This window comes from Chryseobacterium sp. 2P (assembly GCF_059579425.1).
In genome coordinates, this window is the sequence record NZ_CM184194.1 from 248,591 (window position 1) to 262,534 (window position 13,944).

The 13,944-nt window shown below is 39.3% G+C and carries 5 protein-coding genes; all 5 read right to left on the reverse strand.

Annotation, left to right across the window (positions count from 1 at the left end):
• Positions 1 to 118 precede the first annotated feature (118 nt).
• The 5 genes from AC52CF_RS01200 to AC52CF_RS01220 all read right to left on the reverse strand — a co-directional run bounded on the left by AC52CF_RS01200 (position 119) and on the right by AC52CF_RS01220 (position 13,874).
• Positions 119 to 907 (reverse strand): hypothetical protein, encoded by a 789-nt coding sequence (locus AC52CF_RS01200; RefSeq protein WP_496517740.1) that lies wholly within the window; start codon positions 905 to 907, stop codon positions 119 to 121.
• A gap of 162 nt (positions 908 to 1,069) precedes the next feature.
• Positions 1,070 to 4,471, reverse strand: a complete 3,402-nt coding sequence (locus AC52CF_RS01205; protein WP_496517741.1) for an FIDD domain-containing protein — start codon at positions 4,469 to 4,471, stop codon at positions 1,070 to 1,072.
• Positions 4,472 to 4,591: 120 nt separating this feature from the next.
• The gene (locus AC52CF_RS01210) at positions 4,592 to 7,411 is read right to left on the reverse strand and encodes a T9SS type B sorting domain-containing protein (protein ID WP_290265655.1); all 2,820 of its coding nucleotides are present in this window, start codon (positions 7,409 to 7,411) and stop codon (positions 4,592 to 4,594) included.
• A 139-nt stretch (positions 7,412 to 7,550) separates the two neighbouring features.
• Complete coding sequence (locus AC52CF_RS01215; protein WP_214587435.1) at positions 7,551 to 10,643, reverse strand: FIDD domain-containing protein; 3,093 nt, start codon at positions 10,641 to 10,643, stop codon at positions 7,551 to 7,553.
• 138 nt (positions 10,644 to 10,781) lie between these two features.
• Complete coding sequence (locus AC52CF_RS01220; RefSeq protein ID WP_214587434.1) at positions 10,782 to 13,874, reverse strand: FIDD domain-containing protein; 3,093 nt, start codon at positions 13,872 to 13,874, stop codon at positions 10,782 to 10,784.
• Positions 13,875 to 13,944: the final 70 nt, after the last annotated feature.

Here is a 13,944-nt window from a genome sequence, read left to right on the forward strand (position 1 = left end):
CTTCAATCGTAATGAACATTCAATTTTTTCTAAATTTAAAAATAATTTTAAGTAAAACAAAAAAATGTACATCCCGGTTGGAAAATGTACATATTTTTTGTTTGTATGATATGAAATTTTATTTCAGGACATCCTGAAGATGAGAATTTCTTAATCGTCTTTGGTAAATCGGAAGATATTTTTCTATCGGGATTTTTATTGCATCAAAATTTCCGGCAAGAACGTAAGGTTCTATATTTTCTGAACTATAGACAAACTGCAGGAAATTATCTATTAGGTTTTCAGGAATTTTGAATTTTGTAAAGTAATCTTTCCCTAAATAATTTTTAATCTGTGTTACAGAATTATTCATTCTTTCATAGGCTACATAACGCTGCTTTTTCTTTCTTTCTCCGGATAAAATATCATAAATGCTTTCCAGGCTGAAGGTAAGTCCACCGTCCCGCAGACCAGCAACAGGAAGTTGTGGCGGAGTTCCGTCTCCTTTAGGCTCCGGAAGACCAATTACTTTTTTAATGGCTAAAGCCTTATCTTCTTTTCTTATAGAATTAACATCATACCGTAAATTTCCGGTAGGCTTAAAACGGCTGATTACAACCTCCTGAATATCATGATACGCCACCTTCAGCTCAACCAGATTTTTCTGATCCATCATTTCAGGAGTAAGTTTAATATCTTTTCGCTCTGTAATAATGGAAGTGAAGCGGATGACATCGCCCGGATTGGCAGAAATAGAAAAATCACCATTATAATCACTTAAAACAGTTTTCAGTGTGGTAAGATTCGTAACATACATCTGGTTTAGATATAAAACTGAATTATCTCTTAGAAAAACTTCTCCGGAGTATGTTTGTGCATTAATTTTTGCCAGAAAAACTAAAAGCAGCAGAGTAAATAGCTTCTTCATATATACCGCAAAATTACGCAGAAAACCAACAAGCTATACCTATTTTAGTAGTGAAAACAGGTTAAAGTTATATTAAACTTTAATTCGGAATTGTTAATGAATGTTATAAGTATGCTTACAAATTTAAAATGTGTGAAAACTCTTACGGATTCTTCAACTAATTTAATAATTCTTTACCAAAAGCCAGCTCGTATATTTTACTGTTGTGGTACCCCCAAATTCTGTCCAGCTGATGAAATACCAATACGTAGCTGTATTTACATGTCTTCCTCCGATTTTTCCGTCCCATGTAAACTTATTGGATGGTGCTCCACGAAATACTTCTGCACCATATCGGTCGAAAATTCGGAAAATTACATTGTCATAATTCATCAGGTCAGAATAATTTATCGCATCATTGTAGCCGTCAAGGTTGGGCGTAATCGTATTGATAAGATTTATAATGACAAAAGGTCTTGTGACTTCTTCGCATCGATTTGTATCCCGAATGTGAAGAATATGATTTCCTCTCGGCACATTCATGAAAACATTTGAGCTCTGCCAGTTTACACCGTCCAGAGAATATTCATAAGGCGGAGTTCCGCCACTTGCTCCTACTGTAACTGTACTTCCATTAATTTCAATCATTGTGATAACAGGAAGGGAAGATTCTGCAACGGTTACGCTTTGTCTGTAAGTACAGCCTTCTGCAGTAAGGTCTACCCAATAATTTCCGGGTGCAACATTGCCTATGGATGATGTGGTAGCTCCTGTACTCCATAAGTAACTGTCGAATCCAGGTCCTGCATCTAAAGTGGTAAATGTTTTAGGACAGATTATTTTATCTTTCAGAATCAGTGAAGATTTCGGAGTTTTTACCGTTACAGTGATTGAAGCAATATTAGGGCATACTCCGGATTTTTCAAATCTTATAAAAATCGTCTGAGTTCCTGATAAATTCATTGGATTTACGATCTGTGCCGTATTATTCTGAGCATCCGGAAGCGTAGGATGAAAAGTTACTGTAACAGACGGATCTGTTGTAAACTGACTGATATAAGGCATCAGGTCAATAATTTTAGTTCCGTCCAGATTGTCATCACACATCGTAACAGCATGCGTGGTTTTAATTAAAGGAATTTTATTTCCAATAACGAAAACAAGCGGCTTCACAACAGGAGGACAGCCGTCCGGAGAATCCACTCTTATATAAATTGTAGTGGTTGTTGTATAAGACCAGTTATTGGGTAAAGTATTCGTGTTTCCTGCGTTGGCATCCGTTAGGTTGGCGTAATATCTTACATTCGTAAAATAAGTGGTATTGCTTAAAACAAGAGGTGTGATATTTGACAGGATAATGTTTACTGTTCCGTCCAGATTATCATCACAAAAAGTCCCTGTATAATTGTTAACAACGTTTGCGAAAGGATAAAGATTAAGTGTAATCTGAGCTATTGCTTTACATCCAAGATTATTTTTTACCACAGCATAAACAATAGTTCCGTTTGCGGCAGTGTAAGAAGTCGTATTGGTAATTGCTGTTCCCGGAGTTTCGTTCTGGGCATCCAACAGATTCGTATAATAGGTAATCGTTACCGGAGAATTACTGGTAATATTTGCTGAGGTTAAATTAAATACTCCCTGTCCGGAACCGTTATCACAAACTTTTAATGTTACATTATTAACCGTTAAAGCCTGAATGTTGATAGTAACAGTTACCGTTTCACAGTCTGGAAAGTCAGGATTGTTTCCACAAAATGTATAAGTAAATGTATCTGTTCCTGCAGTCCCGGGATTAGTAACGGTATACGTGATGATTCCCGTGGTTGCATTTACTGTCGCTGTTCCTAAGGTTGGAGCCGTAAGCACAGCAACCGTGGAAGGAACCGGAGTCTGGGTAGAACTGGTAAATGCGGGAGTAATTGTTTTTGTTGTACAAACATCGTAAGCAGCGTTAGACAATTTTGTACAGTTCTGTACTTTGTATTGTGCAGTAATTAAAGGGGCGCAGCTTCCCATTGTTACCGAGCAGGTATAATAACCGGACTGAGTGGGCGAGTAAGAAGCTCCTGTAGCTCCCGGAATTAAAACTCCGCCAACATACCATTGATAGGTGTCATAAATTACAGGATCTACCGTAAGTACAATTCCCGGAGCACAGTCTCCACCGGATTTTAAAATTACAGGCTGCGTGGGAAATCCAGCAAAAAAACCGCCATATCCTACTGCATCACTTCCCGCATTAATTCCCGCTGTTATCGCTTTAGACGAAACAACGGTTACTGTTCCTGCGGTATTCGGAATGCCGTAAGTTACCCAGTTAAGAGTTCCCGTCATATTGAAAGGACCTGTTGAAATCGGGGGTGTAACTCCATTTACGGTAACTACTGCACCTCTTTCTGTGATGAGATTTAATTTTGTGGGAACATTTAAAATACCATTCGGATTCCCGTTGGAATACACAAAGTTTTCATCAATTAATCCAAGTTCGTTAATCTGTTTCGGTAAGTAACAGTTCAGAGCAGGAATAAAATTGAATCCGCCTGTTGCCACTTCATTTCCTGCGGTACTCGCACCCGCAAGAACCTGATAAATATAGACGTTCTTGGTTGTTTTAATGTATAAATTATAATGTCCGCTCCCCTGAAGCTGATATTTGGAATCAGGAATCATAAAATATTGCCCTGTGTTTAAAGTAGCAACAGGAACAACTTCGTTATTCACACGGATTTCCGTATTGTCTTCGGTGGCAATTACCAAAGCACCTTCCATGTTTGATCCTATACTTCCGTTGCCTTTTACCAAAGCGAATTCATTTCCTAAGCGGTCTACCGGAACTGACTGATCCATGAGAATATCAGAACTCTGAGGATAATTTCCTGCATATTGTCCATTGAAATTTCCATTGGTGACGTTGATGTTTTTATTGGCTGTAATTTTGGCACCGATAAATCCGTCAAAGTTTCCTGTAATATTTCCGATTCCGTCGATGATGTAAGATTGTCCTTTATTTAAATTGAAAGTAATCGTAGGGTTTGTTGCTCCGGTGGTTCCGTTTGAAAACTGTACGGTGGGTTTGTACCCTGTTATGGTAACCGTAGTATTGTCTTCAGTTGCCAGAACACTCGTCATAAAATTCAGGATTGAATTACTCACGGAGATTGGTGCATTGGCTGCATAAAAAGTTTTTCCGGTGGAAGGAATTCCTTTTGAAGTAATAATTTCAGCATGATTAAATACCGAAAATCTTAGGTTGGCGTAGAAAGGAAATTCTGCTTTTACATAAAGTCCTTTGGTTGTTGGGGTAAAAAGATCTGTCTGCTGGGATGTAATAATATAATCTCTTAAAATATCAACTTTTTGAGGATTTCCTTTGCTGATTGTTGCCGTGGCAATTAAAGTATTGTTGTTATAAATTTCTACCGGAAAAGGCGTAGTACGGTTAGTAGAAAGATATAATTTCTGATTGGGATTTGAATTTCCTGTACGGTCTACCATGGGCGCAAACCAGTGTTCTCTATCCAATTGTGCAAGTGTAGAGGTGAAAAACAGAATTAAAAATAGAAAAGATAGAATTTTCTTCATTCAGGTATAGCCTTTAACACAAATTTAATAATAAAAAGCTTTCTGAACTAAAAAAAATAAAAAAACCATGATATCAAATCATGGTTTTTTCGGAGAATATTTTTTAAAGAATATTTAAAATTAATTTCTGTTTTTCACTAGAATCCATCCGGAATATTTAATCGGAGTCTGCTTACCGTTTGGCTCGTTCCAGCTTACATCGTACCAATAGTTTCCTGTAGGTACTTTTTTGCCGCCCACTGCGCCATCCCATTTATATCCGTTTTCTTTATTTCCCTGATGCATTTTTGCTCCGTATCTGTCGTAAATATTGAACACAAGGTTTTTCTTGTTTCCTAACGCGGAATAATCAATCATATCGTTTACACCATCTCCGTTTGGCGTAATTACGTTAATAAGATTAGGTACGGTAACCTCTACCTGCATTGGAGAACAGTTATAAGAATCCTTTACGTAGAACGTATTATTTCCTCTCGGAACATTTGTAAATACATTAGAATCCTGCCAGTGAATATTATCTATTGAATATTGGTAAGGAGCAGTTCCTCCCAATACATTTACCGTAACGGTATTGTTTGAAATATCAATGTTTGAAATAACAGGCTGTTCTGAGGCGTATACTTTTACCGTCTGTCTTGTTACGCAATTTCCGGTTTTAAGATCTACCCAGTAAGTTCCTGTAGTGACATTGCTGATCGACTGTGTAGTTGCTCCTGTACTCCATAAATAGGCAGTAAATCCGGGACCTGCATCTAGCGTTGTTTTATTTTCAATACAGATAATTTTATCCTGCAAAATACTGGAGTAAACCGGAGGGAGAACAATTAATGTAACTTTGGCAATTCTGAAACATCCGTTTGCGTTGCTTACTTTTACGAAAACGACTCCGTTTGGTGCAATATAGTTCGCCGGATTAATGATTTCATTGGTTCCGAGCTGTGCATCCGTTAAAGAAGGATAATATTTTTTTGTAATTCCTGTAGTGGTAGATACAAGAGCCGTTGTAAGGTCAAATAATGCCGTAGCAGGATTAGACGGAATAAAACATGATCTCAGTGTTGCATCCGTTACTGTAGGACTTGCAGAAACAGTTAACGTTAAAGTTACCTGCTCACAATCTGTAAAATCAGGATCATTTCCACAGAATTTATAAACAATAGTATCTATACCCGTAAAACCGAAATTAGGTGTATAAATGATGACTCCGTTCGGATCAATAACCGCAGAACCATTTGTTGGAGGAGTAACAATTGTTACGGTGCTCGGGACGTAAGTCTGAGTAGAATTTGTAAAAGACGGAACCACTGCCTGGAAGCCTTCGCAAACTGTAAGAGCTTTTGTGGATTTCTGAAGACATGTATACACTTTATAAACCGGAGTGATGGCAGGAACGCATGATCCCACAGTAATTCTTACCGTATAATTTCCCGCTACTGTCGGAGTATAGCTATTCGAATTGGCTCCGGGAATAGGATTCCCGTTTAGGAACCATTGGTAGGTTTCATAACTGTCGTCCACTTCAAGAACAAGTCCGGGAATACAGTCTCCCGTCTGTTTTGTAATTAAAGGGATAGAAGAGAATCCGGCGAAATATCCTCCGTAACCTGCCGTACTGTATCCTCCGTTTACTCCGGCTGTTACAGCTTTTGTTGAGGTTACCGTCACATTTCCTGTAATTCCTGTAATAGCATAAGTTACCCAGTTCGTATTTCCTGTTAACGGATAAGGTCCCTGAGCAGCAGTTGGAGTGGCTCCATTCACCGTAACAGCAGCTCCGGCTTCTGTAAGAATATTAAGCTTTAAGGTTACTCCGGAAACACTAGGCATTTCGTTGATCTTTCCGATCTCATCAATTTTTCTCGGAAGGAAACAGTTTAACGGCGGGATATAATTGTATCCTCCAGTATTATTTTCCGTTCCTACACCCACCAATTGATATAAATATACATTTTTGGAAGTAGAAATAAACATATTAAAGTGTCCGCTTGCACCTCCTTGCTGGATGTAGTTTGTTTCATTAATTCTGTACCATTCTCCTGCATTGATTGTGGCAATAGGAGCGGTAGCTCCGTTAATGAAAATCTGTGTATTGTCTTCTGTCGCAATTACAATTCCACCCTCCATGTTTTCTGCCGGAGCGGTAGACCTTGTCTTTACCATGGCAAAGGTATTCCCGAGTCTTTCCACAGGAACAGACTGGTCCATAATTAAATCTGAACCGCTTGAACTTAATGCTCCGAAATTTCCGTTTGCACTTCCGTTGGTTAATGTGATGGGTTTGTTCGAAACTACTTTTGCCCCGATGAATCCGGTAAAGTTTGCCGAGGTACCATTGTTTCCGGCCATAATGTAAGACTGACCTTTGTTCAGTGTGAATGACTGTGAGTTGGCTCCGGAAGGAGTTCCCCCTAAAAATACCAGTCCGGAAGTATTCCATGTAACAGTAACCTGAGTATTGTCTTCCGTTGCTAAAATACCTGCCGTGAAATTATTAGAAGTACCCGTCCCTGCGTTTGTATTGGGAGGATTAGCTACAAAGAATAGTTTCCCGATTCCGGCCTTCCCTTTAGAAGTAATAATTTCTCCGTGAGAAGTCTGGGCGGATCTTAAAGTACAGTAAAAAGGTTTGTCGCCTTTTAAGTACAATCCTTTTGTAATGACCTGAAGGGCTTCCGATGGAGTTGTTGCGGAAATAAGATTTGCGGTCACTGTATACGTTTGAGGATTTCCTTTGCTGATGGTCACAGTAGTAAGCAGTGCATTGTTGCTGTAGATTTTCACATCAAACGGGGTGGTAGAGTCAGTAGAAAGATATACGGCATTGGTATATCCTGTTGTGGATGCATAATAAGGCGCAATCCAGTGCTCAGTATCCCTCTGTGCAAATATGGTACTAATGCTGAAAAACATTAATACAAAAGACAGTAGAATTTTATTCATAATTATAGAATTAGGATTCGTGCAAAAATAACGGAATTTTCTGTTATACCTTCAAATTATATTTGTTAAATGATAACATTATGTCATAAAAAAGCCACGATTTAGATTCGTGGCTTTAATAATTCTTTTTTTTAGTCTTTTAGTCAATATTTTTTACAAGGATCCATCCTGAATATTTGATTGGTGTTTTTTCCTTGTTGGGTTCATTCCAGTTGATGTGGTACCAGTAGGTTCCCGTCACAATTTTCTTGTCAAAATGTTTACCGTCCCACTTGTAATTATTGAATTTATTTCCTGTAAAGATTTTATTTCCGTATCTGTCATAGACCACGAAACTTAAATTTTCTTTGTAAGCAAGCTCGCTGTAATCGATGAAATCATTTTTATTATCACCGTTCGGCGTGATGGCATTTAATAAATTCGGTACGGTTACTTCTACAAAGATCGGGGTACAGTTGTATGCATCTTTCACATAAAAAGTATGCTGTCCTCTTGAAAGCCCTGTGAATACGTTGGAATCCTGCCAGTTTGCTGGAGAATCGACAGCGTATTTGTAAGGCGCCTGTCCTCCTGTCACCTTTACCGTTGCGGTATTGTTTGAAATTTCGATTTCTGAAATCACAGGATCCACCGCTTTTTTCACGCTTACAAACTGTTTTACAGAACATCCGTTGTCTTTAAGGATAACCCAGTAATCTCCAACAGGAACTCCCGATAAAACCTGAGTGGTTGCTCCCGTGCTCCACAGATAGGACTGATAACCCGGTCCTGCATCAAGATTTGTTCTGCCATCGATACAGATGATTTTATCCACAAGAACAGCTGATCTTTTCGGAGGAATCACCACGAGGTTCACTTTGGCAATAGCATAACATCCGTTTGAGTTGTAAACCCTGATGTAAACCGAAGCATTCCCTGAAACATATGCCAAAGGATTTAATATTTCATTGGTTCCGTTGCTTGCATCTACAAAAGTAGGATAATACTTTTTGGTAATCGGCGATTCGGCTGAAACATTGGCAAGCGAAAGATTAAATGCAGCTTTTGTTTCATTATTTTCAAGGTAACATTCGCTGATGGTAGCTTCCATTACCACCGGAGTCGGAAGATAGGCTAAAGTAATTTTAGCATTTCCTGTACATCCTTCGTTGGTGGTTACTTTTACATAAACATTTCCTGCTGCCGAAAGATAACTGGCAGGGTTTGTGATTTCGTTGGTTGCTGCATTCAGATCGGCAAGGGTAGGATAGAACTTCTTCACAACCGGAGTGTAAGTTGTTACATTGGCTGAAGTAAGATCAAAGAACCCTTTACCGTTGTACTGGCATGCTTTGATAGTAGTATCTGTTAAAATAAACGGTACTACGGTAAGATTTAACGTTACCTTTTCACAGTCTATAAATTCGGGAGCATTTCCGCAGAATTGGTAAACGATGGTGTCGGGACCTAAATATCCGGGATTCGGAATGTAGGTAATCTGCCCAGAAGAGTTTACGGTTGCTGTACCGTTTGCAGGATAGGTAAGAATAGTCACCGTACTTGCCACGGGAGTCTGTGTTGTGGTGAACGAGAAAGCAGGAGTAATGACTTTCGTAGCACATGCATTAAGAGCAGCAGTTGTGTTTTTTACGCATGAAAAAACTTTATAGATCGGTGTTGTTACCGGCGGGCATGTTCCCATGGTTACTTTCACGGTATAATTTCCGGCTACGGTAGGCGTGTAGACGTTTTGTGTAGCTCCGGGAATCGGGTTTCCGTTCAGATACCACTGATAAGTTTCATAGCTGTCGTCCACTTCAAGGATAATCCCCGGAATACAGTCTCCTGTCTGTTTTGCAATTAAAGGAATTGAAGAGAATCCTGCAAAATAGCCACCGTAACCTGCGGTACTGTATCCTCCGTTTACTCCGGCTGTTACAGCTTTTGTTGAGGTTACCGTCACATTTCCTGTAGGGTTATCAATAGCATAGGTTACCCAGTTTGTATTTCCTGTTAACGGATAAGGTCCCTGAGCGGCAGTTGGAGTGGTTGCGGGTCCGCCATCAATACTGTACGTAACTGCGGCTCCTGTCTCTGTTAAAATATTTAATTTTAAAGTGATGCCTGAAATACCAGGCATTTCGTTGATCTTTCCGATCTCATCAATTTTTCTCGGAAGGAAACAGTTTAGCGGCGGAATATAATTGTATCCTCCTGTATTATTTGCTGTACCTACCCCTACCAATTGATAAAGATATACATTTTTAGAAGTGGAAACCAGCATATTGAAATGTCCGCTTGTTCCCTGCTGAACATAATTAGTTTCATTGATTCGATACCATTCTCCAGCATTGATTGTCGCTAACGGAGTGGTTCCGCCATTTACAAATATCTGTGTGTTGTCTTCTGTCGCAATTACAATTCCGCCCTCCATATTTTCTGCCGGAGCAGTAGACCTTGTTTTTACCATGGCAAAAGTATTCCCTAGTCTTTCCACAGGAACAGACTGGTCCATAATTAAATCTGAACCGCCAGAAGTTCCTGCACCGAAATTTCCGTTTGCACTACCATTGGTTAAACTAATGGGTTTATCCGAAACAACTTTTGCCCCGATGAATCCGGTAAGGTTTGCCGAGGTACCATTGTTTCCTGCTAATATATAAGACTGTCCTTTATTTAAAGTAAAAGTTTGAGAATTTCCAGTAAAAGTTGAAGGAGCCCCTATGAACTGAATTCCTGAAGTTGTCCATGTAACAGTAACCTGAGTATTGTCTTCCGTTGCTAAAATACCTGCCGTGAAATTATTAGAAGTGCCTGTTCCTGCGCTGGTATTAGGCGCATTGGCTGCGAAGAACAGTTTCCCGATTCCGGCCTTCCCTTTTGAAGTAATAATTTCACCATGAGCGGTCTGAGCAGATCTTAGAGTACAGTAAAATGGCTTATCACCTTTCAGATAAAGCCCTTTATTGATTACAGTAAAAGCATCTGTTGTAGCTGTAGCTGTTATATTTACAAGAGGAACCGAATACGTTTGAGGATTTCCTTTGCTGATAGTCACAGTAGTAAGCAGTGCATTGTTGCTGTAGATTTTCACATCAAACGGGGTGGTAGAGTCAGTAGAAAGATATACGGCATTGGTATATCCTGTTGTGGATGCATAATAAGGTGCAATCCAGTGCTCTGTATCCCTCTGTGCAAATATGGTACTAATGCTGAAAAACATTAATACAAAAGACAGTAGAATTTTATTCATAATTATAGAATTAGGATTCTTGCAAAAATAATAGAATATTTAATATGTTCTTAATAATATTCTCAAAAAAAAACTTATAAATACATAAAAAAGCCACGATTTAGATTCGTGGCTTTAATAATTCTTCTTTTTAGTCTTTTAGTCAATATTTTTAACAAGGATCCATCCTGAATATTTGATTGGTGTTTTTTCCTTGTTGGGTTCATTCCAGTTGATGTGGTACCAGTAGGTTCCCGTCACAATTTTCTTGTCAAAATGTTTACCGTCCCATTTGTAATTATTGAATTTATTCCCTGTAAAGATTTTATTTCCGTATCTGTCATAGACCACAAAGCTTAAATTTTCTTTGTAAGCCAGCTCGCTGTAATCGATGAAATCATTTTTATTATCACCGTTCGGCGTGATGGCATTTAATAAATTCGGTACGGTTACTTCTACAAAGATCGGGGTACAGTTGTATGCATCTTTCACATAAAAAGTATGCTGCCCTCTTGAAAGCCCTGTGAATACATTGGAATCCTGCCAGTTTGCCGGAGAATCCACAGCGTATTTGTAAGGCGCCTGTCCTCCGGTTACTTTTACCGTTGCGGTATTGTTTGAAATTTCAATTTCTGAAATCACAGGATCTACCGCTTTTTTCACACTTACGAACTGTTTTACAGAGCATCCGTTGTCTTTAAGAATTACCCAGTAATCTCCAACAGGAACTCCCGATAAAACCTGAGTGGTTGCTCCCGTGCTCCACAGATAGGACTGATAACCCGGTCCTGCATCAAGATTTGTTCTGCCATCGATACAGATGATTTTATCCACAAGAACAGCTGATCTTTTCGGAGGAATCACCACGAGGTTCACTTTGGCAATAGCATAACATCCGTTTGAGTTGTAAACCCTGATGTAAACCGAAGTATTCCCTGAAACATACGCCAAAGGATTTAATATTTCATTGGTTCCGTTGCTTGCATCTACAAAAGTAGGATAGTACTTTTTGGTAATCGGCGATTCGGCTGAAACATTGGCAAGCGAAAGATTAAATGCAGCCTTTGTTTCATTATTTTCAAGGTAACATTCGCTGATGGTAGCTTCCATCACCACCGGAGTCGGAAGATAGGCTAAAGTAATTTTAGCATTTCCTGTACAACCTTCATTGGTGGTTACTTTTACATAAACATTTCCTGCTGCCGAAAGATAACTGGCAGGGTTTGTAATTTCATTGGTTGCTGCATTCAGATCGGCAAGGGTAGGATAGAACTTCTTCACAACCGGAGTGTAAGTTGTTACATTGGCTGAAGTAAGATCAAAGAACCCTTTACCGTTGTACTGGCATGCTTTAATAGTAGTATCTGTTAAAATGAACGGTACTACGGTAAGATTTAACGTTACCTTTTCACAGTCTATAAATTCGGGAGCATTTCCGCAGAACTGGTAAACAATAGTATCGGGACCTAAATATCCGGGATTCGGAATGTAGGTAATCTGCCCCGAAGAGTTTACGGTTGCTGTACCATTTGCAGGATAGGTAAGAATAGTTACCGTACTTGCCACGGGAGTCTGTGTTGTGGTGAACGAGAAAGCAGGAGTAATGACTTTCGTAGCACATGCATTAAGAGCAGCAGTTGTGTTTTTTACGCATGAAAAAACTTTATAGATCGGTGTTGTTACCGGCAGGCATGTTCCCATGGTTACTTTCACGGTATAATTTCCGGCTACGGTAGGCGTGTACACATTTTGTGTAGCTCCGGGAATCGGGTTTCCGTTCAGATACCACTGATAAGTTTCATAGCTGTCGTCCACTTCAAGGATAATTCCGGGTACGCATTCCCCGGTTTTTTTCGCAATGATCGGAATAGAAGAGAATCCTGCGAAATAGCCTCCGTAACCCGCTGTTCCATATCCTCCGTTAATCCCTGCCGTTACAGCTTTTGTTGAATTAATGGTTAAGTTTCCTGTCGGATTTTCAATGGCATAGGTTACCCAGTTTGTGTTTCCTGTTAAAGGATAAGGTCCCTGAGCAGCAGTTGGAGTGGTTGCCGGTCCGCCATCTATGCTGTATGTAACAGCAGCTCCAGCTTCTGTAAGAATATTAAGCTTTAAAAAAGTAATATTGCTTGTTGCGATGCCGGGCATTTCATTAATTTTTCCCACCTCATCAATTTTTCTCGGTAGGAAACAGTTTAGCGGTGGAATGTAATTGTATCCTCCATTGTAAGAGAATCCCTGAATGCCTATGAACTGATATAAATATACATTTTTAGAAGTGGAAATGAACATATTAAAATGTCCGCTTCCCGGATTTTGTTCTACATAGCTGGTTTCATTGATTCTGTACCATTGCCCTTCATTAATTGTGGCAACAGCAGTAGTGGAACCGTTGATATATATTTCAGTATTGTCTTCTGTCGCAATTATGATTCCTCCTTCCATATTCAAAGTAGGATTGGTTGCTTTGGTTTTTACCATGGCAAAAGTATTTCCGAGTCTTTCCACCGGAACAGACTGATCCATAATTAAATCGGAACCATCAGAAGTGTTTGTTGCAAAATTTCCGTTCGCATTTCCGTTGGTAAGGGTTACAGGTTTGTCTGAAACCACTTTGGCGCCGATAAATCCATTTAAATTGGCTGAAGTTAAATGATTTCCTGCCAAAATATAAGACTGCCCTTTATTCAGAGTAAATGTCTGTGAGTTTCCTCCGGGGGTACCTCCGATAAAAACTAAACCTGCGGTATTCCATGATACGGTAACCGACGTATTATCTTCTGTGGCAAGAATTCCTGCAGTGAAATTATTACTGGAGCTGTTTGCCGTACTGGGAGTTGCCGCTACATAGAATTTTTTCCCGATCCCTGCTTTGCCTTTCGAGGTTATGATTTCACCATGAGCGGTCTGAGCAGATCGTAAAGTGCAGTAAAAAGGCTTGTCGCCTTTTAAATATAATCCTTTTGTCCCCACTGTAAAAGCATCTGTGCTTGTTGTTCCGTTAATAAGACTGGCGGGAACAGTATAAGAAACAGGTGCTCCTTTTGCAACTGAAACGGTCTGGATCAGGTTATTATTGTTGTATATTCTTACATCAAACGGAGTGGTAGAATCCGTGGAAAGATACACTGCATTAGTGTACCCGGTAACGGATGTGTAAAACGGAGCGATCCAGTGATCTGTGTCTCTTTGGGCAAAAAGCGCGTTAATCGTACAAAATATTAATACGAAAGACAGTAGAAATCTTCTCATATACAATTAATTATGATTTCTACAAATTTAAAATAATATTTAATAAATGTTAACGAAAAATAAAAGAAAG

What these genes read in the sequence shown, in the direction of transcription:
- AC52CF_RS01200 (WP_496517740.1), bottom strand. Translation starts at nt 907, where the DNA reads ATGAAGAAGCTATTTACTCTGCTGCTTTTAGTTTTTCTGGCAAAAATT.
- AC52CF_RS01205 (WP_496517741.1), bottom strand. Translation starts at nt 4,471, where the DNA reads ATGAAGAAAATTCTATCTTTTCTATTTTTAATTCTGTTTTTCACCTCT.
- AC52CF_RS01210 (WP_290265655.1), bottom strand. Translation starts at nt 7,411, where the DNA reads ATGAATAAAATTCTACTGTCTTTTGTATTAATGTTTTTCAGCATTAGT.
- AC52CF_RS01215 (WP_214587435.1), bottom strand. Translation starts at nt 10,643, where the DNA reads ATGAATAAAATTCTACTGTCTTTTGTATTAATGTTTTTCAGCATTAGT.
- AC52CF_RS01220 (WP_214587434.1), bottom strand. Translation starts at nt 13,874, where the DNA reads ATGAGAAGATTTCTACTGTCTTTCGTATTAATATTTTGTACGATTAAC.